Annotated in this window: 18 protein-coding genes; 9 read left to right on the top strand and 9 right to left on the bottom strand. The window is 56.5% G+C overall.

Annotation, left to right across the window (positions count from 1 at the left end):
- Window positions 1-181 precede the first annotated feature (181 nt).
- Together aroB and IPN69_12685 are read left to right on the top strand one after the other, a co-directional pair.
- Window positions 182-1,354, top strand: coding sequence for a 3-dehydroquinate synthase (aroB, locus tag IPN69_12690; protein ID MBK8811574.1), 1,173 nt, complete (start codon window positions 182-184; stop codon window positions 1,352-1,354).
- A gap of 28 nt (window positions 1,355-1,382) precedes the next feature.
- Window positions 1,383-1,787 (top strand): hypothetical protein, encoded by a 405-nt coding sequence (locus IPN69_12685; GenBank protein ID MBK8811573.1) that lies wholly within the window; start codon window positions 1,383-1,385, stop codon window positions 1,785-1,787.
- On the opposite strand, the gene IPN69_12680 is transcribed toward IPN69_12685, so the two are convergent.
- Window positions 1,784-3,676, bottom strand: coding sequence for a radical SAM protein (locus IPN69_12680; GenBank protein MBK8811572.1), 1,893 nt, complete (start codon window positions 3,674-3,676; stop codon window positions 1,784-1,786). The genes IPN69_12685 and IPN69_12680 overlap by 4 nt on opposite strands.
- A gap of 283 nt (window positions 3,677-3,959) precedes the next feature.
- On the opposite strand from IPN69_12680, the gene IPN69_12675 reads away from it, so the two are divergent.
- Window positions 3,960-4,790: a polysaccharide deacetylase family protein gene (locus IPN69_12675; protein ID MBK8811571.1), complete on the top strand. Its 831-nt coding sequence runs from the start codon at window positions 3,960-3,962 to the stop codon at window positions 4,788-4,790.
- 159 nt (window positions 4,791-4,949) lie between these two features.
- Window positions 4,950-5,486: a hypothetical protein gene (locus tag IPN69_12670; GenBank protein ID MBK8811570.1), complete on the top strand. Its 537-nt coding sequence runs from the start codon at window positions 4,950-4,952 to the stop codon at window positions 5,484-5,486.
- 285 nt (window positions 5,487-5,771) lie between these two features.
- Here IPN69_12670 and rpoD read toward each other — a convergent pair whose 3' ends face one another.
- The 7 genes from rpoD to IPN69_12635 form a co-directional block, all read right to left on the bottom strand.
- Window positions 5,772-7,493, bottom strand: a complete 1,722-nt coding sequence (gene rpoD / locus IPN69_12665) for an RNA polymerase sigma factor RpoD (protein ID MBK8811569.1) — start codon at window positions 7,491-7,493, stop codon at window positions 5,772-5,774.
- Between the two features lie 86 nt (window positions 7,494-7,579).
- Entirely contained in the window at window positions 7,580-9,427 is a 1,848-nt protein-coding gene (locus tag IPN69_12660; protein MBK8811568.1) for a DNA primase, read from the bottom strand.
- On the bottom strand, window positions 9,427-10,197 hold the full coding sequence (locus tag IPN69_12655) for a hypothetical protein (protein MBK8811567.1): 771 nt from the start codon (window positions 10,195-10,197) through the stop codon (window positions 9,427-9,429). Before IPN69_12655 ends, IPN69_12660 begins: the two co-directional genes overlap by 1 nt.
- Window positions 10,194-10,745 (bottom strand): Smr/MutS family protein, encoded by a 552-nt coding sequence (locus IPN69_12650; GenBank protein ID MBK8811566.1) that lies wholly within the window; start codon window positions 10,743-10,745, stop codon window positions 10,194-10,196. Before IPN69_12650 ends, IPN69_12655 begins: the two co-directional genes overlap by 4 nt.
- 10 nt (window positions 10,746-10,755) lie before the next feature.
- Window positions 10,756-11,685: a hypothetical protein gene (locus tag IPN69_12645; protein ID MBK8811565.1), complete on the bottom strand. Its 930-nt coding sequence runs from the start codon at window positions 11,683-11,685 to the stop codon at window positions 10,756-10,758.
- Window positions 11,682-12,680, bottom strand: coding sequence for a hypothetical protein (locus IPN69_12640; protein ID MBK8811564.1), 999 nt, complete (start codon window positions 12,678-12,680; stop codon window positions 11,682-11,684). Before IPN69_12640 ends, IPN69_12645 begins: the two co-directional genes overlap by 4 nt.
- Before the next feature lie 120 nt (window positions 12,681-12,800).
- Entirely contained in the window at window positions 12,801-13,190 is a 390-nt protein-coding gene (locus IPN69_12635) for a thiol-disulfide oxidoreductase DCC family protein (GenBank protein ID MBK8811563.1), read from the bottom strand.
- Window positions 13,191-13,418: 228 nt separating this feature from the next.
- Here IPN69_12635 and IPN69_12630 point away from each other — a divergent pair, with 228 nt between their 5' ends.
- From IPN69_12630 to IPN69_12620, 3 genes are read left to right on the top strand one after another with little or no spacing between them, the layout of a single operon-like run.
- Window positions 13,419-15,083, top strand: a complete 1,665-nt coding sequence (locus tag IPN69_12630; GenBank protein MBK8811562.1) for an amidohydrolase family protein — start codon at window positions 13,419-13,421, stop codon at window positions 15,081-15,083.
- Window positions 15,084-15,101: 18 nt separating this feature from the next.
- Window positions 15,102-16,508, top strand: coding sequence for an amidohydrolase (locus IPN69_12625; GenBank protein MBK8811561.1), 1,407 nt, complete (start codon window positions 15,102-15,104; stop codon window positions 16,506-16,508).
- Window positions 16,505-17,848, top strand: a complete 1,344-nt coding sequence (locus IPN69_12620; protein MBK8811560.1) for an amidohydrolase family protein — start codon at window positions 16,505-16,507, stop codon at window positions 17,846-17,848. The genes IPN69_12625 and IPN69_12620 overlap by 4 nt, the downstream gene beginning before the upstream one ends.
- A 263-nt stretch (window positions 17,849-18,111) precedes the next feature.
- On the opposite strand, the gene msrB is transcribed toward IPN69_12620, so the two are convergent.
- On the bottom strand, window positions 18,112-18,573 hold the full coding sequence (gene msrB / locus IPN69_12615) for a peptide-methionine (R)-S-oxide reductase MsrB (protein MBK8811559.1): 462 nt from the start codon (window positions 18,571-18,573) through the stop codon (window positions 18,112-18,114).
- A gap of 133 nt (window positions 18,574-18,706) precedes the next feature.
- Between msrB and carB the strand changes: the two genes are divergently transcribed.
- Together carB and IPN69_12605 are read left to right on the top strand one after the other, a co-directional pair.
- Window positions 18,707-21,934 carry a carbamoyl-phosphate synthase large subunit gene (gene carB, locus IPN69_12610; protein MBK8811558.1) on the top strand — a complete coding sequence of 1,076 codons (3,228 nt, stop codon included), beginning with the start codon at window positions 18,707-18,709 and terminating at the stop codon, window positions 21,932-21,934.
- Window positions 21,935-22,365: 431 nt separating this feature from the next.
- Complete coding sequence (locus IPN69_12605; GenBank protein ID MBK8811557.1) at window positions 22,366-23,043, top strand: Hsp20/alpha crystallin family protein; 678 nt, start codon at window positions 22,366-22,368, stop codon at window positions 23,041-23,043.
- The last annotated feature ends 56 nt before the right edge of the window (window positions 23,044-23,099 follow it).

Raw genomic sequence — 23,099 nt, 5'->3', positions numbered from 1 at the left:
TTGGTGAATCCACCGTCTCTAGTGGTAGCTGGGGTGAGGACAGTTACTACGCATTGGCAGGTGCGGTACACTTCCACGTTGCTTCGCCTGCTTTAACTTCTAAAAAGATCTGAGCCGTGAGTTTTTATTCACGGCTTTTGTCGTTTTTGCAATTTTGGGAACGAAACCGCACAATTCAAGGATGCTGAACCCGCTCGATCCGGTGATCGTAAACACCAATTCGCAAGCAAAGCGCTATCTGATCAGCGTCGGCGAAGGACTGCTGGATTCCGTCGGCGATTGGGCGCGCGAGTCGCTTGGGAACAATCCGCGGAAATTGATGATCGTTTCGAATCGGCGGGTCTATCGATTGTACGGCGAGCAAACCGCTGAGAGTCTGCGGAGTTCCGGATTTGAAGTGTGTGTCTGGCTGATGAAGGACGGTGAGCGCTACAAGAGCCTTCAGTCGACCGAGAACCTTTTACGCGCGCTTGGGGCCGCCGGCTTCACGCGAAGCGATTCTTTGTTGGCGCTTGGCGGAGGTGTGGTCGGTGACCTTGCCGGCTTTGCTTCGGCGATATACCTGCGCGGGATCAGATTCCTTCAAGTTCCGACAACGCTCCTTGCAATGATCGACTCTTCGGTCGGTGGAAAGACAGGTGTCAATACGGAATTCGGCAAGAATCTGATCGGCGCGTTCCACCATCCGTCAGCGGTACTTGCAGATGTTTCAACACTCCGGACCTTGGCGCGGCGGGAGATCGTCGCCGGACTGTGCGAGGCAGTGAAACACGCGGCCCTCGCCGGTGGGGAATTGTTCGACCGAACCAAGGGTTTTCTCGAAGCCAATGCAAAGAGCGGCGTCGCGCGAGGATTCGGAATTGACGGTTTCACGCGAGAGATTTCCGAACTCATCGTCAGCCAGATTTCGTTCAAAGCCGCGATCGTTTCCGGCGATCAGTCCGAAGAGACGGGGCGAAGCGATTCGAAGTCGAGGAAGATCCTCAATTTTGGACATACATTTGGGCACGCGCTGGAAAAGGTTACGAGTTTCAGGCACTTCAAACACGGCGAAGCGGTCGGACTGGGAATTCTTTTTGCGGCTAGACTGTCGAAATCCCTTGAATTTCTTGACTCAAATGAAATAAACTTGTTAAACGATGTTGTGCGACTTGTCGGAAAGTTGCCCGACACCCGGATGATCGACTTGGATTCGGTCATCGAATCGTTCGGATCCGACAAAAAGAACATCGCCGGAGACCTGCAATGGATCTTGCTGAAGGGGATCGGCAAGCCGGTGATCGTGTCCAGCAATGAAATCCCGGATATGTCCATCCGGTCCTGCCTTGCCGAGTTCCTGGTTGATTCTGATTGACAAGAGTTTGAGTGTGGAGTAGTTCAAAATGATAAATAAACCAAACAGCGAGCGGGGAAGCGCGACCGTCAAGCTGCTGGCGGTGTTAGGCGTGTTGTTGATCGCCGGCAACGCGCTTTTGAATCTTGTTCCGGTGGCATACAACGGCGAGAATTTTAAGCAGGAAATGCAGACGGCCGTCGTCCAGGGAATGGTGGTTCCCGTTTCAGTCGGGAATCCGTTGGAAGTTACGAAGAAGCGGTTGAAGATCGCGGCGGCCAAGAACCAACTGCCGGCCGACGCGTTCATTGACGTGAAGATGCAAAACAATGTCCTTCAGGTTCACGCGAGCTACAGTCAGCCAGTTCCGATAATCCCTTTCGGCATTTACAGTTACACGTATACATTCAATCATACGGCAACGCCGAGCGGATTCTTTACAAGGGAAGACTAAACGTCGGCCTGAGCGCTGAGGATCTCGCGGATCTTCAAGGGTTGGATGCGAACCATCGATTCCGGCGCGTCAGCGAGCCACGTGCTCGGGCAAACTCCGCAAGTCGTACATTTTTCAACCGCAGGACAGGGTTTCGATGAGAGGCTCGCCTGCGATTTTTCGTGCTCGGTTTTCAAAAACTCGAACGAAAGTCCCGAATCGACGATCGACCACGGGAGGAATTCGTCGTAGGAGCGATCGCGCGATATGTGAAACTCGTCGTTGAAGCGAAGGTCGCGAACGGCATCGCGGATCGAAATGCCGCGCGATGCGGCGTGATCGATGACCTTTGAAACGGTGCGGTCGCCCGACGAAAAAAGCGCCTGCTCGTGGGCGATTCGCGCCGACATAAAACGAACTTCGACGTTCGGGATCCGCGACAGACCTTTGCAAACGTACTTCAAACGCCGTTTGAGTTCTCTTTCTTCGCAGATCGCGTCCCACTGGAGCGGAGTATTCGGCTTCGGAACGAAGCCGTTCAGGCTCGGAATGATCCTTCCGGCGCGGCCGAATTTCTTGCCCGCCTCGAGCATTCGGTCTTTGATCCGCTCGACAAGAACGAACATCTCGTCAAGATCCTCGTCGGTTTCGGTCGGGAGCCCGACCATCAGATACAGTTTCAGCGTCAGCATTCCGCGATCGAACACGGAGCCGCATATGTCGACGATCTCGTCGTTCGTCAGATTCTTGTTGATCACGCGGCGCAAACGGTCCGAGCCCGTTTCGGGGGCAACGGCAATTTGCTGGTCCTTGGATTCGACGAGCGCGTCGAGCAATTCGTCCGAGATCTGATCCAACCTGAGCGACGAAACCGAGATCCGGTAGTCCATCGCACGGAGTTCGCGGAGAATCGTCGAGATCTCCGGATGATCGCAAACCGCCGTCGATACCAGGCCGATCTTGTTCGTGCGGCTGCGCCATTCGGCGGCTTTCGCAAGAATATCCTTTGCCGGCACGACGCGCGGCGGGTAATAGTTGTAACCCGCCCAGCAGAATCGGCAGCCCTGCGAGCACCCGCGTGAGATCTCGACAAGCAGCCGATCTCCCATTTCCGCGCCCGGAGACCACACCGAGGTCGACGGGCAGAAGACGTCCTGGCCGAGAAGGAAATCGTGCAGTTCGGTCTCGCCGCGCTTGATCGCACGCCGGAGGGTTCCTTCCTTCGGATTGATCGCCGCCAGCGCACGTCCGACCCGCTTAGGAACGCCTTCGTGTTTCGGCAAATAGTCGAAAATCGTGCCGTCGTCGTTGTAAATCACCTCGTAGAAGTTCGGGACATAAAACCCGCGGCCGATGCTTGCGAGGTGACGCAGCGTTTCGTCGCGCGAATCGTGTTCGAGGATCGCGTCGACGAGTTGGAACGCGAGGATCTCGCCCTCGCCGACGGCGATGACGTCCGTAAAATCGGCGATCGGCTCGGGATTGAGGAACGACGCCGCGCCGCCCATCACGACCAACGGGTGAAAATGATTCCGATCTTTGGCCCAAACGGGAATCTTGGCGAGTTTCAGCATCTTCGCCATATTCAGGTAGTCGGTCTCGAACGAGATCGAAAAAGCGACGACATCGAAATCACTGATCGGGGTTTGCGTTTCGAGGCTCAGAAGCGGCGTTCCCGTCTTTTCGTATTCTCTCAGATCGGCGTCATCCGGCAGAAAGACGCGTTCGCAAGCGACCTCGGGAATGCGGTTGAAGAGTTCATACATCGTGTGCAAACCGAGATTCGCCATCCCGACCGAGTGCGTGTTCGGATAACAAAGTGCAACGCGCAATTGCGCGCCGCGATTGATCGTGTAACCGTCTTCACGTTCGAGGATCTTCTGATAGCTTTGAACGATGCGTTTGCTCATAGAACGAACGGAAAGTTTACCAAAAAGTAATGATTCAAAGCAATCACGATATTGATTCTACGGCCTTTATGAAAGCGAGGTCAGCGGTTGAATCCCCGCGAACTTGATCCCGAACCGTCCTTAGGCCGAACTTCCGAATGCGTTTTTGTGCGATAAGTGTTAAAAGTGAATAACGATGAAACAGATTATCCGAATAACTATTGCGGTGCTTTTTTGGGCGACCCTCAATGGAACGATGGCGCAGTCAAATCCGGTGATCTCGCAAAGCGGATTTCAGGTCGATATGCTTTTTCCCGACGGCAAGTCAAAAGCGTTGATCCTCAGTTTTGACGACGGGCCGATCGCCGACCGAAGACTGGTGAAGCTAATGAACCAATTCGGCCTCGTCGGTACTTTTCATCTAAATTCAAACAAACTGGGCGAGAAAGACTATCTCACAAAGGAAGAGATAAGCGGACTTTTCAAAGGTCATGAAGTATCGGTGCACAGCGCGAACCATCCGCCGCTGACGAAACTGCCCAAACTCGACGTGGTCTATGAGATCGTTGAAGATCGAAGGGAACTCGAGAGGTTGACGGGTTACAGCGTTCGCGGAATGGCGTATCCGTTCGGAAATTTCAATGATCAGGTCATCGATGCGATCAGGGGCTTGGGCATCGAATATGCGCGGACCGTTCAGGACACCGGCGAATTCGGAATTCCCGACGATTTTCTAAAGTGGCATCCGACGATCCATCAATTCGGCGGCGCGTATTTCCGCCCGAACGACCCCGCCAACGACAAGCGCGAACTCGAGCGTTTCTACGGAGTCATTGCCAGGTTCCTTAAGGCGGATGCTCCGGCACTGCTGGACGTTTGGGGGCACAGTTGGGAAAACAACGGCGAGGGCGACCGTTGGACCGAACAGGAGAAGTTCTTCAAGATGGTCGCGAACAACCCCGACATATGCTACACAACGCACATCGGTTTGGTCGATTACGTTAACGCCTTTCGGAACCTGAGGTTTTCGGTCGAGAAGAAAATCGTCACGAACCTCAGTTCGGTCGACGTCTTTGTAAGGGCGGGCGGAAAAACGCATAAGATCGCCGCCGGTTCGACGATTATTCTGAAATAGAACAGTGTCACGATAACGCAAATCGTCGGGTTCTCGAACCATTTGCGTCCGATCTCGTTTCGAAGTTTCGCCGGTTCACAAGAAAACACTGAGTTTTATTGGATTATCAGGCCGTGGCACGATAATCGCCGTTCCCGGAAACGGAGGCCAGGGTTTTTTATGAAACAGAATAATTTACGACGCAATTTACGGATCATCGGGTTGGCATTCTCGTTGGTGTTCGGATTCATCGTGATCACGGCGACGTCCGCGAACGCGCAGAATCGGAACGATCGCCGGAACGACGACCGGACTGAACGGCGCGACGACCGCGACCGGACGGACCGCAACCGAAACAACCGCAACGATGACTACGACAACAACGACCGTTATGACAACAACGGACGTTACGACAACAACAACGGTCGTTACGACAATGATCGCTACAACCGGAACGGATACATCGTCCAGCAGGCGTACCGCGCCGGAATGAGTCAGGGGATCGAAGACGCGCGCGACGGACGCAGATACAATGCCAACAAAGCGGCCGGTCGGGCGATGGGACAGGTCAGGGTCTACAATTCGCGCAATCAAGGCGAATACAAGCGTATCTTTCGCGAAGCGTTCATCCGTGGCTATGACGAGGGTTACAACCGTTACGACAACCGTCGCAACGACCGCCGGCGTGACAACCGGGATCGGCGTGACAACTATTAACTCGAACGCCCAAATTCGAAACACGCGCCGGTTTTCTGACCGGCGCTTTTTTTTGCGGGCGTGTTTGTCGATCCCGGTTAACCCAGATTACGCAAAAGAAATTCTGGCCGCAGATTACGCAAAAGAAATTCTGACCGCGAAATGACGCGAAAAAGCGCGAAACTGTCTTCTTAGTACAAGAGTCCGCGTCCGAATAATCTCCGGACGCGGACTTCTGTGCAAAAGACGAGATCGCAAATCGCAAATCCCAAATCCCAAATCCCAAATCCCAAATCCCAAATCCCTCTACTGTTTTCCTTCGAGGAACGCCTTCAAGCGGCGTGAACGCGACGGGTGACGCAATTTTCGCAGCGCTTTCGCTTCGATCTGGCGGATACGCTCGCGGGTCACGGCGAAGTGCTGGCCGACCTCTTCGAGCGTGTGTTCCGAGCCCGTGTTTCCAAGTCCGAAACGCATCTTGATGACCTTTTCCTCGCGCGGCGTGAGCGTTGCCAGGACTTCGTCCGTGATTTCCCGTAGGTTGCCGAAGGTCACTGATTCCGCCGGATTCATAATCGAGCGGTCCTCGATGAAATCTCCGAGATGCGAATCTTCCTCTTCGCCGATCGGCGTCTCGAGCGATATCGGTTCCTGCGCGATCTTCAAGACCTTGCGAACCTTCGAAACCGGGATATCCATCTTCTTCGCGATCTCTTCGCTCGTCGGTTCGCGGCCGAGTTCCTGCACCAGCTGGCGCGAGGTGCGAATGAGCTTGTTGATCGTCTCGATCATATGGACCGGGATGCGGATCGTGCGGGCCTGGTCGGCGATCGCGCGGGTGATGGCCTGGCGGATCCACCAGGTCGCGTACGTCGAGAACTTGTAGCCGCGGCGCCATTCAAACTTGTCGACGGCCTTCATCAGCCCGATGTTGCCTTCCTGGATCAGGTCCAGGAATTGAAGTCCGCGGTTGGTGTACTTCTTGGCGATGGATACGACGAGCCGCAAGTTTGCCTCGACGAGTTCGCGCTTCGCCTGATTCGTCTGCTGTTCGCCGATAAGGATCGACTGCAGCGAACGCTTGATCTCGATGACCGAGAGATGAAAGGACTCTTCGATGCCGGCCAAACCGTGTTTCGCATCGACGATCTTCGCGTGCAGGTCCTTTTTCGTTTCGCCCGGGGTCTTTTCCTCGATCTTTTCTTCCGAACGCCGGATTTCTTTCTCGAACTTGCGGATATCCTCGGCGACCTTCCGGATCGAGCCGATCAAAACCTGTTTCGCATACTCCGTCAGGTTCAGGTTCTTGATCTCTTGCGAGATCTCAAGACGCGCGCGGGCCGTCTGACGTTTCAGTCCGAGGACCTTTTTCGTCGCTTTGCCTTTTGCTTTCGCCTGTTCGGCACGCAGATCCGCGAAAGACCTGAGCGCGCGTCCATAGTTGGAGCTTATGTTGGAAATGCCCTCGAGCGTCCAACGCAGATACTCGTCGACCTTATCCTCTTCACCCGTCAATTCGGCTTGCTCCGAGAAATTGACGACCTCGCGGATGCTCGCTTTGCCTTTCTCCAGTTCTTCACCGAGTTTGATCAGTCGCGCGACGGCGATCGGCGAGCGGGAGATCGACTTCTGGGTCTTGATCTGTCCGCGCTCGATTCGTTGCGCGATCGCGACCTCGCCCTCGCGCGTGAGCAACGGAACGATTCCCATTTCGCGAAGGTAGAGGCGGACCGGATCGTTCGACTTGTCGAGCGTTCCGGCCGAAAGGTCGAGATCGAGTTCGTCCTCGTCGAGTTCCTGTTCGTCGTCAAGAGCCAGGCTCGCGGCCTGTTCAAGCAGTTGGGAATCGGAATCGGTGACGGAGATGTTCGCGCCTTCGAGCCGTTCGAGAACGTCCTCGATATCCTCCGGCGACATCATCTTGTCGGGCATCTCGCGGTTAAGATCGTCAAAGCTGAGGAACTTTTTGCCGCGGCCCATAGCCATCAGCCGATCGACCAGGTCTTCCTTTTCATCGTAATCAGTCATATCAATTGATAAAAAACTTCGATTAAAACAAATGTCTTATCGTTGTCATTAAAATATCTGTTAACGCACCAGGCCCCGGTTTTGTTTCAACCGGCGCTTATTCGGGACATAAAATCCTGCTTCACGCGAGCCAGCGCGAGCTGTTTGTCGACGAGTCGCGCGAGTTCGCTCGCATCTCCCGATTGCTCGGCTGCGACCAGTTCACGGCTGATCTCGAGAATGCGATTCGAGATCGCCATCGAGCGTAATGAAAAGACGCAATTCTCGGCCTCGTGCAGCACTTCATCGATCGCATCGCCGACTTCGCGCGGCGGTTCGATCATCATCAGCATCGGAAGAACGTCGCCGGCTATCTCGTCGGATTCGACCAACGCAAGCAAACTTTCAAGTGTAACCGCGTCACCGGTCTTTTGCAATTCCAGCAATGCCCGAAAAATCTCGGCGGTGGCGAGCATTTCGTAATCGGTTTCCTCGATCTTCGGCAAAATTAGGCCGCGCAGTTCCTCGTCAGAGACAAGAAGTTCCAGCAAGCGCTCTTCGGCGATCGTGATCTTCGCCGCCGTTTGACGCGCGACCTGGCGGCGAACCGCGTCGGGCGCGAACTGTCCGCCGAGTTTGACCGTTTTCCAAAGATCGCGCCGCAGTCCGTCATCGACCCGAAAATAGGTCATCGCCTGATCGAAAGACTCGCGTTTCTGGATCGGATTGCGAATAGCCGACAGCACGGGCATCACATCCTCGATCGCCTCGGCTTTGTGCTTCGGCGTCGCGAGGTTGCGTGCCTCGACCGCATTTTCCAAAACAAATTGAAGATAGGTGATCGCGCGTGATTCGTGCTGCTTTTTGTATGCCGCGTAGCCGTTAGCTCTGATAAAGTCGTCCGGGTCGGAACCGTCAGGTAATACGAGAACTTTTATTTCAAAATCTTCAGCTAACAGTGTCTCGATGGCTCTTCGTGCCGCTTTTACACCTGCCTTGTCACCATCATAGTTGACAACCACTTTCCGCGCAAATTTCCCAAGCAGCCGCGCCTGGTTTTCGGTGAACGCCGTTCCGAGACTCGCCGCGGCGTTGGTCACGCCGGCCTGTTGGAGCGCGAGAAAATCGAGATAGCCTTCGACAAGGATCGCGTATTTCATCCGACGGATCTCTTCTTTCGTATTGAACAGTCCGTAGAGATGATCGCCTTTCGTATACGCCGGGGTTTCGGGCGAATTCAGGTATTTCGGCTCCCCGTTTCCGAGAGTGCGCGCGCCGAAAGCGACCGGATTGCCTTCGAGGTTAAGGACGGGAAAGATGAGACGCCCGCGAAAACGATCGTAGATGCGATCCTTTTCCTCGCTTTTGCTGACGAGTCCCGAAAGTTCGATCAATTTGTCGTCGGCGCCCTTTTCGCGCAGAAGTCCGAGAAGCGCGTCCCATTTGTCGGGCGCGTAGCCGATCCGAAACGTCTCAACCGTTTCCGGACTCAGTTCACGGCGTTCGAGATACTCCCTCGCCTCGCGCGCGTGGGCGTTGCTTTGCGTCAGTTCGTGCTGCCAGAATTCAAGCGCGTAACGGTTCAGCTCGATGATCTGTTCGGCGACCGCCTTTTTTTCCTTTTTGCGCTTTTTGTTTTCCTCGTAGCGTTTGTCGTCGATCGGTTCCGGCAGCGGAACTCCCGAGATCTCGGCGACGCGCTCGATCGCTTCCGGAAACGTCAGACCCTCCATCTCCATCAGGAAATTGTAGGCGGTCCCGCCCTTTCCGCAACCGAAGCACTTGTAAAACCCTTTCGCCGGGTTGACCGAGAATGACGGCGTCTTCTCTTGATGAAACGGGCAGCACCCCATCCAGTTCGCGCCCTTTTTCTTGAGCGGCGCGTACGGTTCTATGATCCGCAGCAGATCGGCGCGGTTTTTGAGGTCATCGATGAAGTATTGGTCGTAGCGCATCAACGAAAGGTCTCTCTGTTATTGTTAAACGACTTTTCCAACGCTTTTGGAACAAGCCAAAGTTCGACCTCGGGTTCCTTTCGCGTCCCGCCGTAAACGGATCGCAAACGGGATGGCGAAAACTTGGCCGATTCGCGAATCGACCTCAAGATGTGTTTCGCAACCTGATCCGCGCGCTCGGGACCTCGTTTTGGTGCAGTGTAAATCAGCACGTAGCCGACGACGTCCCCCGAAATGGCGATCTTCGTAGCGAAGTCAGAGATGTTCGGCGAGAAATCACAACCGAGGTCGAGAAAAGAATTATTGATAACCGCTGTCCGTCGAGTGTATTCATCGCGATGCACGTCCGCCCAACCGCGATCGAAGAGTGTCGGTCGATCGATCGGTTTTTCGAGAAAATCCGGGATTGCCCGAATGATTCTTTCAGAGTCGACCGTGGTCTGGATGCGAATCCGGAAATTTTGCTGATTTGGGCCTCGTACGACCCGAATACGATCGGCCACCGAGTACTTCCGTATCCGCGGGTAGTCGTTCAGCCATTTCAGGTAAGAGAGATTGCGCCCTTCAAGCGTGTCACCGATAAGGGTGATAACACCCGTTAATGACGCGTCATTGACAAGCTGCAATGCCAGACCATCGTATATCGCAGAAAGCTCTTCGTTGCAGGCCAGACCAATTTCGACAACCGGGGAACCCTCCTCGGTCTGGGCAGTTGCCGAAAGAACGCAGGAAAGTGACAAGAACAGTGGAATTAGGAATTTAGCCTTCACTGCTTCAACTCCGCGATCGTCGCGCCCTGGCCGCCTTGGTCCTGCGGCGCGAAGCCGAATTTGGCGATGTGGGCGTGGCCCTTTAGAAAATGATGAACAAAATTCTTCAGCGCGCCGGTGCCGAAACCGTGGATTATCCGAACGCGCGGCAATGACGCCAGATATGCTTCGTCAAGGAATCGGTCGATCTCGTATTCGGCGTCGGCCGTCGTCCGGCCGATCAGATTCAGTTCGGCGTTCATATCCTCGGTGTCGAGTCTGAGATTCGAAGCTTTTGCCTGATTCCGGAGCTTTTCGCCGAGAGATTCTTTGACTGCCTCGACCTCGACGACGGTCAACTTCGCGACCGGTTCGCGCAGACGCATCGAGCCGACGAGGACTTCGGCGATATCGCCGTTGATCCTTTCGACCCGGCCGACGCCGAAGGAAGTGCGCACGCTGACTCCGATCTTGACATCTCCCGGCGCCCGCCCGCCCGCTGACGCCGCCGGCACCGACTCGCTTGCCGACCAGGCAGCGGGTTGCTCGCCGCCGCCGACCTTGGCCAAAACCGCCCGGTTAAGTTCGGCCTTTCGCGCAAGGCGTTCTTTGTCGAGCTTGCTCTTGAGCGCCTTGTCCTCCAGCGAATCGATGAACGCCTTTTGACTGGCGCTCGAATTCGGCGATCGTCCGTGCAAGCTCGGATTCGAACTCCTTCTGGCGCTGCTTTTCTTTCTTTCGGAACTCGATGTCGAGCTTAGCGTATTTCGTCGCGGTCGTTTCGCGTTCTTCTTCGAGCGCGATTCGAATATCCTCGGCGTGACGCGTCTCGTTCGAAAGCTTGATCAGGTAATTTTCCGCCTCGCGAGCCGAAAGATCGAGATTTTCGCGAGCCGTGGCGATGACCTCGTCGCGGATTCCGAAACGGCGGGCGATCTCGATCCCGCTCGAGGCGCCGGCGAGCCCGACAAGGAGCCGATATGTCGGCTGCAATGTCTTTTCATCAAACTCGACCGATGCGTTGACGACGTCCGGGTCGTTCGCCGCGTACATCTTCAAGCCCCGATAATGCGTCGAGGCGATCACCTGCGCGCCGATCTTTTGGCGGAACCAATCGACGACCGCAACGCCGAGCGCCGAACCCTCGTCCGGGTCGGTGCCGGTTCCGACCTCGTCGAGCAGGATGAGCGCCGGCGACTGACACGTTCCGAGCATCGCCGCGATATTCGAAATATGCGACGAAAAAGTCGAGAGATTCGCGCTCAGCGACTGATGGTCGCCGATGTCGGCCAAAACCGACTTGTAGAAGGGAACCGTCGCCGCCCGGGCAGGAACCGGTAGACCCGACAATCCCATCAGGCTAAGCAAGCCGGCCGTCTTGAGAACCACCGTCTTGCCGCCGGCGTTCGCGCCCGAGATGATCATCACCGAATGTTTCGCGTCGAGCGCGAACGAAACGGGAACGATGTCGGATTTTGGATTGGTGATTTTGGATTTTGGATTCTTCAATCGCGGAGCGAGCCCGGACCCTTGGAATCCGGGATATCGGAATTTGAAGTCCGGAGATTCTCTTCCAGCAAAGGGTGGCGCGCATCGACGAGGTCGAGTTTGCCGTCGTCCGAGATCGTCGGGACGACCGCCCGAAAGGCCCGTGCGAATTCGACCTTTGCTTTGATGAAATCGAGCTCGCCGACCGCTTCGACCGCAAGCTCGATTCCCGGAAGCTGTTCGCGGAGTTCTTCCGAGAGTGCGAAAATGATCCGCGCGACCTCGCGCTCTTCCTTTCCTTTAAGATTCTGAAGTTCGTTGTTCGCCTCGATCGCCTCGAGCGGTTCGACGAAGATCGTCGCTCCCGACGACGAGAAACCGTGCGCGACGCCCGATACCTTGCCGCGAAAATCCGATTTGACCGGGATCACGTATCGATCGTTGCGTTGCGTCACGATCGCGTCCTGGATCGCATCGCCAAAACTCCGGATCGCCGATTCAAGCGATTTTTGAAGCCGTCCGCGCTGTTGATTGAGTTCGCGTCGGATCCTGGCAAGTTCCGGCGAAGCCGAATCGTCGATCTCGCCCGACGGCAGCAACCGTTTCGTGATCCCCGAGATCGTTTGAAAAAGGGAAGTCGGTATCTGTTCGACAATCGCCCAGACCGCGGGAACAAAATCCTTTTCGGGCGAAACCGCCGAGCGCGCGAAAAGCGCCTGATTGCAGACCCGCGTCAACTCGAGCATTTTCATAGGCTCGAGCACGGAGTTGCGGATCCGGAGAATGGCGATCGCGGCGGCCGGGTCCTCGAGGCCGTTGAACGACCAGGAAACCTGTTTCTCTTCATTGAGCGCGATGACCTCGGTGACGCGCGCCAGATCTCGCTCTAGGTCGCGCCGCGAGGTCGCCGGCATCAGATCCTCGAACCGCGCGCGGCCCATCGGCGTCTGCGAGTATCTCGCCACAAGTTCGCAGAGCCGATCGTATTCAAGTGCCGCAAAGGTCGTCTCGTTCATAAAACAACAAAGGGGAAACGTGAGACCCAACCTCGCGGAAGGTTCGCGTCATCGCCGGTTCGAATTGATGCCTTTGATTTTACCACCGTAGGCGCCAAACTGCATTCGTCGGAAAAGTCCCTAACTCAAGAACTTTTTGCGGACTTCCGGCGTCGGAATCATACACGCGTCCTTTTGACCGAAGAGCCGATAGCGATTCCTGGCGAACAGTTTATAAAAGAGGTCGCGAACGAAACCCGGGACGATGATGAACACGTAGAAAAGCCGCCAAAATCCACCGAGCGTCCGCGCGATCCGAAGCGCCGCCGTCGAATGTGTGTAGGCGCGGTCGTTCTCGACAAGGATGATCGAATCGATCTCGTCAAGTCCGAACCGTTCGACAAACTCCCTGCCGGCAACCGATTGGAGCGGCGCAAACCGGAACACGTCCGCCTTGTCGCGTCCGATAATGAAATTGACGGAACTGTTGCAGAAGTTGCACACGCCGTCAAAGAGAATGACCGACTTCATAGGTTCTAGTATTTAACCACGATGAGCCCCCAAATCACACGCCGCGCGGCTCCGGTCCGGAGGGCAGGTTCAAAGAGTCCCGCTTTCGCATACCGTTTGGCGCGACTTGATATTGGAAATTGCAATCTGAAACAAATTATTCTATCGTTCCGTAATCACGAGACTGTAGAAGTTCAATTGAAAAAAGACGTTGGATACTGGTCTTTTTCGTCATTCCGTTCAGACATTATGAAAATCAGGATTTCCGGCATCGCCGTTTTGGCGCTGACTTTGATTCTTTCGGTATCTTTGCGCGCGCAAGGCCGAGGCGAAACGTTCGCTTTGACCAACGCGAAGATCGTCACCGTATCGGGCGCGACGATCGACAAGGGAACGATCGTTATCCGCGACGGATTGATCGAGGCCGTCGGAGCCGATGCAAAGGTTCCGGCCGACGCCCGCGTCATCGACGCCAGCGGCCTGACGGTTTACCCGGGCTTTTTCGATGCGCTGTCTAACCTCGGACTCGCGGCGCCGGCCCAGCAACCCACGCGTGGTCCGGGCGGCGGCGGGGGACCGCAAGCCGCACAGACCGCGCCGACGACGAATTCCAACTACCCCGTCGGAATGCAGCCCGAAAAGAACGTTCTCGACGATCTCCGTGGCGGCGACGCGCAGTTTGAGGCTGTCCGCAACGCCGGATTCACAACTGCGTTGACCGTCGGGCGCGACGGGGTTTTCAACGGCCGGTCGGCGGTGATCAACCTCGCCGGCGAGACGGTTTCGGCGCTCGTCATCAGGGACAACTTCGGAGAGCATTTCAGCTTTCGGACCGTTCCCGGCGCGTTTCCGGCATCGCTTCTCGGAACCTTCGCGGCGTTTCGCCAGATGATGCTCGATGCGCAGCGGCTACAGAAGCTTCAGAAGGCCTATGCCGCGAATCCGCGCGGACTGAAACGCCCCGAGAGCGACCGCTCGCTCGAGGCATTGTTTCCGGTTCTCGACGGCGCGATGCCGGTCGTTTTCAATGCCACGACCGAGAACGAGATCGTTCGCGCCCTTGATCTGGCGAAAGAGTTCAATCTCAAGGCGCTGATCGGCGGCGGACTCGAAGCCTGGAAAGTCGCCGACCGCTTGAAGGCACAGAACGTTCCCGTCTTGCTGTCGCTGAATTTTCCGAAAAGAACGGCCGCGGCATCGCCGGATGCCGATCCGGAAAGCCTCGAAACGCTTCGCCTGCGGGCGGAGATCCCGAAAGGCGCAGGAGTTCTGGCGCAAAAAGGCGTCAGGTTCGCATTCCAGTCGGGCGGACTGACGTCGCCGGCGGACTTTTTCGCCAATGCCTCGAAGTCGGTCGAGAACGGCCTCTCAAAGGATGCGGCGCTGCGCGCGATGACGCTTTCGGCGGCCGAGATCCTGGGAGTCGACAATCGACTGGGCAGCATTGAGACCGGCAAGATCGCGAATTTGACGGTGACCCGCGGCGAAATTTTCGGCAAAGACCGTCAGGTGACGCATGTGTTTGTCGACGGGCGACTCTTCGAACAAAAGGAGCGGCCGAAGGCGCCGCCGGCTGCGAATACGCCGAACGCGACGACGACGCCCGCTTTGGCCTCGGTCGCCGGCGCCTGGCAGATCACCCTTGAGATTCCGGGACAGCAGCTACCTGGAAAACTCGATCTGAAACAGGACGGCGCGATCGTATCGGGCACGATCTCGACGGATGCGACAGGCAGTTCGCCGATCAAGGATGGCAAGGCGACGGCCGACGGACTGAGGTTCTCGACAACGGTGACGTTTGGCGGCGCGACTTTCGACATTTCGGTGAACGGCAAGGTCTCGGGCAATCAGATCACCGGCACACTCGATTCGCCGCAGGGGGCGATTCCGTTTTCAGGAACCAAGATCCCGTAACAGACAAAAGGAAATAGAATGAGAAAAGCGTTTGTTTTATTGTTGATCATTTCGATCGGTTTTGTTTCGCCGGTGTTGGTCGCGGCGCAATCCGGAAAAGAGGTTTTGATCCGGAACGCGACGGTGATGACGGCCGCGCGCGGAACGCTCGAAAATGCGGATATCCTGATCCAGAACGGCAAGATCGCGAAGATCGGGAAGAACCTGAAAGCCGGCGCCAATGCGCAGGTGATCGACGCGACCGGCAAGTTCGTAACGCCCGGGATCGTCGATTGCCACTCGCACACGATGCTCGACGCGATCAACGAATTCTCGTTTTCGGTGACGTCGATGACCGACGTGAGCGACGTATTGAATCCTTCCGACATCGCCATTTATCGCGCGCTTGCCGGAGGCGTGACGGCGGCCAATCTGCTGCACGGCTCGGCGAATTCGATCGGCGGCCAGAGTTCGACGGTGAAGTTCAAATGGGGCAGGCCGGCAGCGGAATTTCTCGTTGCCGACGCTCCGAAAGGGATCAAATTCGCGCTCGGCGAGAATCCGAAGCGCACACACGTCCAACTTCAGCCGGGTCAGGTGGCGCGCTACCCGCGGACCCGAATGGGCGTGATGGAAACGATCCGCGATGCGTTTGTCCGCGCGCGCGACTACAAGCTGGCCTGGACGGATTTCAAAGCAGGAAAAACGAAGGTCGAACCGCGGCGCGATCTCGAACTCGAGCCGATCGTCGAGATCCTCGAAGGCAAACGGCTCGTTCACGCCCACGGTTACCGTTCAGACGAACATCTCAACCTGCTCAAGATCGCCGACGAATTCGGCTTCAAGGTCGGGACGCTCCAGCACGGGCTCGAAGCTTACAAGATCGCCCCCGAGATCGCCAAGCACGGCGCAGGCGTGTCGATATTCACCGACAACTGGTCGTACAAGTTCGAGGCCTACGACGCGATCCCTTACAACGCTTACATCCTTTGGAAAGCCGGCGTCGTCGTTTCGATCAACTCGGATTCGGACGAGCGTATGCGCCGGCTCAACATCGATGCCGCGAAAGTGATGAAATACGGCGGAGTTCCCGAAGAGGAAGCGCTCAAGATGATCACCCTGAATCCGGCGAAGCAACTCGGGATCGACAAGCGGACGGGCTCGATCGAAGTCGGAAAGGATGCCGATATCGTCATCTGGAACGCGCATCCGTTCAGCGTTTATTCGAGACCGGAGATGACGCTGATCGAAGGCGAGGTCTACTTCGACCGTTCAAAGGACATCGAACGCCGCGCTGAATTGGAAAAGGAACGAAAGCAACTCGAACAAATGGACGTCAATAAGGTCCCGGGCTCGGGGCCGACGACTCAGCCGCGCGTGCCGGCCGAGAAGCGGGTCAAAGACCGTGACGACGCGGATCAGGAACGCATTGGAGACAACAAATGAAATTTCGGATTTTGGATTTCGGATTTTGGATCTTGGGATGCTTCATTGCGCTCACTACGGCTAACGGTGTGATGGCGCAGGCTGACGGTTCGCAGCAGAACGTTTTGGGCAAAGCCGGGACATTCGCGATCGTCGGCGCGCGGATCGTAACCGTTTCGGGTGCCGTGATCGAGAGCGGAACGGTGCTCATCCAGGACGGAAAGATCGCCGCCGTCGGCGCAACGGTCCAGATTCCGTCAAGCGCCGAAAGGATCGACGGCAAAGGGCTGTCAGTGTATCCGGGAATGATCGATGCGAACACCAATATGGGCCTCGCGGAAGTCCCGCTTGGCGGAACCGCGACGGTCGATGTCGCCGAAGTCGGCGAGATGAACGCCAATGCGTTGGCGTTCACCGGCATCAATCCGCACAACTCGCACATCAACGTGACGCGAGTCAACGGGGTTACAACAGTGCTTTCGGCGCCGTCCGGCGGTTTGATCGCCGGACAGGCGGCGATCATCAACCTCTGGGGCGCAACTCAGTCGGATATGGCGCTGGTTCCCGCATATGCTCTCGTCGTCAATTTCCCGCGTGTCGCGACCTTCGGAGGATTCGGCCAGGGACAGATTGATTTTTCGGAAGCTGTCCGTCGCCGCGACGCGCGTCTCGAGGAACTGAAGAAGACGTTCAAGGAAACCGAAAGCTACGCTCGGGTCAGGGAAGCCTACGAAAAAGACAAGTCCTTGCCCACGCCGGCGACGAATCTTAAACTCGAAGCGATGATCCCGTATGTTCGCGGTCAGAAGCCGATAATTTTCACCGCCGATCGTGAACGAGACATCAAGGCGGTCGTCAAATTCGTCGAGGAAAACAAGATCAAAGGGATCATCGTCGGCGGTCAGGAAGCCTGGAAGGCGGCCGACGGCCTGAACAAAAACGGGATTCCGGTCATTTTTACGAGCATTTACGATCTTCCCGTCCGCGACGACGACGCTTACGACTATCTGTGGGAAGCGCCGTCGAAGATGGCCAAGGCCGGCGTGCGGTTTGCGATCTCGACCGGCGAAGGCGGCGGCAACGTCCGCGATCTGCCGTATCAGGCGGGACTCGCGGGCGCGTTCGGATTGTCGAGGGACGAGGCGCTCAAGTCTGTGACTCTCTACCCCGCGCAGATCCTCGGCATCGCCGACAGGGTCGGATCGATCGAGGCAGGCAAGATCGCGAACATCGTCGTCACCAACGGCGATCTTCTCGAAGCGACGACGAATGTGAAGTACCTTTTCATCAACGGCCGGATGATTCCTCTGACAAGCCGCCACACGGAATTGTTCGAACGCTTCAAGGACCGGGTGAAGTGAGAAAAAGAAAGGGCAGAAGGCAAAAAGGGGAAAAGGGAAATGGGTCGCGCAGGCGACTCATTTCGTTGGTGGGTGATCCTGTCGGCAAACCGAGCGCCGCAAGTTAATGTTTATTCTGATAGCCGTCCGCCCACACTATCCGCTTTTCACTGTCACTATTCCGAAAGACCGAGGCCAATCAATTGCGACTACTTCGGATCCGAGGCGCGAGGCATATGATTGGTGCGGAATCGACGTTTTTCGAAGGCGGCCCGCGACTCCTGCTAAATTTCGATGTCCGGAGCGGAATCGGGCGTTTCGACGAATTCGAGCGACGCCGAATTAAGGCAATACCGATCGCCGGTCGGCGGCGGACCGTCGGGGAATACGTGACCCTGATGACCATCGCAGCGGGCGCAACGGATTTCGGTGCGAACCATCCCGAACTTGGTGTCGCGAACGTATTTCAGATGTTCCTTGTCGAACGGCGCGTAAAATGACGCCCAACCGGTTCCGGAATTGAACTTCTCGTTCGAACGAAACAGAGGCAATCCGCAAAGCTTGCATTGGTAGACGCCTTCCATCTTGTTGTCGGTCAAATTGCCGCAGAATGCGGGTTCAGTGCCGTGCTCGATCAGGACGCGGTACGCTTCCCGGTCAAGATTCGCCGCAAGACGCGTCCGTTCATCGGCCGAAAGCGGCGAAATGTCGTAGCCGGTGTCCGAGATCTGTTTTTCGATGCTCATAAGTTCCTCTTAGTCAGATGATTGCAAAACGCAATCGAAATATCAAAATCAACGCCGGCACGAAAGATATTCCCGCCATTCGTATGTTTCGGTTATCAAGCCCTTTCAGTTATAATTTTGGAGATTCACCAAAATGCCGAAACGCACAGATATTCACAAGATTTTGATCATTGGCTCGGGTCCGATCGTCATCGGTCAGGCCTGCGAGTTCGATTACTCGGGAACGCAGGCGTGCCGGGCGCTGAAACAGGAAGGATTCGAGGTCGTGCTCGTCAATTCAAATCCCGCGACGATCATGACCGATCCCGAGATCGCGGACCGGACCTATGTCGAGCCGCTGACGGTTGAAACCGTCGCCGCGATCATCGAAAAGGAAAGGCCGGACGCGCTCTTGCCGACCGTCGGCGGGCAGACCGGGCTAAATCTTTCGGTTGAACTCCACGAAAAGGGAATCCTCGAACGCTTCGGAGTCAAGCTGATCGGAGCGAACATTGATTCGATCAAGGTCGGCGAGGATCGCGAGCTTTTCAAGCAGGCGATGGACGAGATCGGCATCCCATCGGCCAAGGGCGGATTCGCGCATAACTGGGACGAGGCGAAGCGGATAGTCGAGACGACCGGTTATCCGGCGATCATCCGGCCTTCTTTCACGCTCGGCGGAACCGGCGGCGGAACGGCTTACAATCCCGAGGAATTCGAGGAGATCGTCGAACGCGGACTGACGGCGTCGCCGATCTCGCAGGTTCTGATCGAAGAATCGATCCTCGGTTGGAAAGAGTACGAACTTGAGGTGATGCGCGACCTCAACGACAATGTCGTCATCATCTGCTCGATCGAGAATTTCGATCCGATGGGCGTGCATACCGGCGATTCGATCACGGTCGCGCCGGCGCAGACGTTGACGGACTTCGAATACCAGCGTTTGCGGGATATGTCGATCGCCTGTATCCGCAAGGTCGGCGTCGAAACGGGCGGCTCGAACATTCAATTCGCCGTCAATCCGGAGAACGGCGACGTTCGCATAATCGAGATGAACCCGCGTGTTTCGCGTTCGTCGGCGTTGGCGTCGAAAGCGACCGGATTCCCGATCGCCAAGATCGCGGCGAAACTCGCCGTCGGATACACGCTTGACGAGATCCCGAACGATATCACCAAAAAGACGCCGGCGAGTTTCGAGCCGACGATCGATTACGTCGTCACGAAGATCCCGAAATGGGCGTTCGAGAAGTTTCCGGGCGCTGAAGATGTTCTTGGAACGCAAATGAAATCGGTCGGCGAAGTGATGGCCATCGGACGGACTTTCAAAGAGTCGCTTTTCAAAGGGCTGCGTTCGCTCGAAGCGGTGAAACCTCTGCGGCTTGAAGACGTCCCCGATTCGGTTTTGCAACGCAAACTCGCGCGGCCGAATTCGCAGCGATTTTCGTATCTGACCTATGCCTTGAATAACGGCTACACGATCGAAGAGATCCATCGTCTGACGAAGATCGACCCTTGGTTTCTCGAGCAACTTCAGGAAGTTATGCTGCTTCAGGCGCGGATCGACGGCCGTGCCCTCGCGGACGTTCCGAGCGAGATCCTCAGATCGGCGAAGCAGTTCGCGCTTTCGGACCGACGCGTATCATATTTGACCAATTCGACCGAGGCCGAGGTCCGCAAACGCCGGAAGGATCTCGATATCTCGCCGGTCTTCAAACGCGTCGACACCTGCGGAGCCGAGTTTGAATCGCACACTCCTTATCTTTACTCGACATACGAACAGGAATGCGAGGCCGATCCGACGGACCGCCGGAAGATCATGATCCTCGGTTCCGGCCCGAATCGCATCGGGCAGGGGATCGAGTTCGACTATTGCTGCTGCCACGCGAGTTTCGCGTTGCGCGACGCCGATTTCGAGACGATTATGGTCAACTGCAACCCGGAGACCGTCTCGACCGACTATGACACTTCGGACCGTCTGTATTTCGAGCCGTTGACTTTCGAAGATGTGATGAACATCGTCGAGACCGAAAGACCGGAAGGCGTGATCGTCCAGTTTGGCGGGCAGACTCCGCTCAATCTTGCGGACCGTCTGCACACCGCCGGCGTGCCGATCATCGGCACTTCGCCCGATTCGATCGATCTAGCCGAGGACCGCAAGCGGTTTTCGGCGCTGCTGCAGGAGTTAAATATTCCGCAACCGGCGAACGGCACGGCCGTTTCAAGCGAAGAGGCGAAAGCCATCGCCCGCAAGATCGGTTATCCGGTCGTCGTCCGGCCGAGTTTCGTGCTCGGCGGCCGCGCGATGGCCATCGTTTATGACGAAGCGACGCTCGACGAATATATGCGTTCCGCAGTGGACGCTTCGCCCGAGAAACCGATCCTCGTCGACAAATTCCTCGAACGCGCGGTCGAGATCGACGTCGACGCGCTCGCCGACGATGCGACCGTCGTGATCTGCGGAATCCAGGAGCACATCGAGGAAGCGGGAATTCACTCGGGCGATTCGTCGAGCGTGCTGCCGTCGCAGCGCATTCCGGCGGAGCACCTCGAGACGATCCGCCATTACACCGAAAATCTCGCCCGCGCGCTGAAGGTCGTCGGACTGATGAATCTGCAGCTGGCGATCAAGGACGATCGCGTTTACGTTATCGAGGTCAACCCGCGCGCTTCGCGGACGGTGCCGTTCGTCGCCAAGGCGACCGGTGTTCCGCTGGCGAAGATCGCGTCCCTCGTAATGGCCGGGCACAAGAGGCTCGCCGATTTCGACCTCCCGCCGGTCCTGACCGTGCCGAAGGTCTTTGTGAAATCGCCCGTTTTCCCGTTCAAGAAATTCGCCGGTGTCGATCCGGTACTCGGACCCGAAATGCATTCGACGGGTGAGGTTATGGGCGTTGGAGATTCATTCGGCGAGGCGTACGGAAAGGCGATGGAAGGCGCCGGACTCGTTTTGCCGATGAAAGGCAGGGCCTTCATTTCCGTCAACGACGCCGACAAAGGTCAAGCCGTCATCCTTGCGCGGCGACTGAACAATCTCGGATTCGACCTTGTCGCGACTTACGGGACATCGAAACGCCTGCACGAAGTGGGACTCGCTTGCGAAGCCGTTTTCAAGGTCAACGAGGGACGTCCGAATATCGCCGACCTGATCAAGCAGGGCGAGATCTCGCTGATCATCAACACACCTCTCGGACAAACGTCCCATTACGACGAGCAGGCGATCCGCAAGGCCGCGCTCCAATTCAATGTCCCGTGCGTCACCACGATCACCGGCGCCGACGCGTTGATCGAAGCGATCAACACCAAGAAGTCGCAGGCGGCGATCTCGGTGCGGAGTCTCCAGGAGATTCACGAAGAAGGCAAATCACTCAATGTCGCCGGTTAAGTCAGAGGGCCGCCGGGCACTTTGATTTGACGATTTGCGATCTTCCGGCTTGCGCTCGGATCGCAGTGATCTGACGCGATTCCTCCGGACCGTTGCCGGAATGATGGAAAATCGGGAACGTGCCGGTTCACTCATTTGCCGAGACTGCCGGCGTCGAGTATGCAACCGCGAAGCAGTTCGGAGTCGCGCATCGCCTCGGATTCCCGGCATCCTGAACCAATCAGAAATTTTCCCCTTTTTTGAGACTGATCGGGTAACTTCACCCGTCCCAAAAAACCGATCATTCCGGAAAACCAATGGACATCGGTGATTCCGTTCGGCACGATTCTTGCGATGATAGATATTGTGATCGAGCGGAAACGCGGGCAGTCCGCGTCTGTCCGGTCGATCGGTGTCTTCCGAAAAAGAAGACGATTGCGGAGGTGAAAACTATGAAAGCGCAAATGAAAAAAGAAGAACCGGTGAAGGAAGCGATCAAGGCTGAAACACCGGCAAAAGCCGCCGAACACGTGGCGGCGAAAGCGCCGGTGAAACATCCCGAACCGGCCAAAACTGAAGTCCATCTAAAGCCCGTCGAAAAGGAATCGGAACTGAACTGGGCGAATCCCGTCACGATGATGCGTAACTGGATGGACGAAATGGAAAGAACGATGGCCGAATACGGGCTTATGAACCGTCTGATGCCGACGATGTTCGCTGCCGATCTGTTCCGTCCGGCGTTCAAGATGTTCCGCGAAATGCCGCTTTGGAACGAACTTGCCGAGGTTGCGACGCAATGGTCGCCGCCGGCGGAAATGACTCGCCGCGACGACGAACTGCTCGTCAGGCTCGACCTGCCGGGTGTCAAGAAGGAAGACGTCAAGGTCGAGATCGATCATCACCGTCTGATCATCCACGGCGAACGGAAACACGATCTTGAAGAAAAGAAAGAGGGATTCTATCGCAGCGAACGCACGTACGGTGCGTTCCACCGCGTGATTCCGCTTCCGGACGGCGCGAAAGCCGACAATGCGGAAGCCTTCTTCAACAACGGCGTTTTGGAGGTCCGGATCGATATGCCGAAAATCAAGGGCGCGGCCCGGCGGCTTGAGATCAAGGAAGCCAAGTGACGAATTTCAATTGCCAAGGGCGCCGCGACCCCTGTTCCCGGCGCCCGCCGCGAATC

It is taken from the genome of Acidobacteriota bacterium, from assembly GCA_016715115.1.
In the GTDB taxonomy this organism is placed as follows: Bacteria; Acidobacteriota; Blastocatellia; order Pyrinomonadales; family Pyrinomonadaceae; genus JAFDVJ01.
Note: the sequence above shows the minus strand (reverse complement) of the source record. Positions and strands in the feature narration are given on the sequence as shown.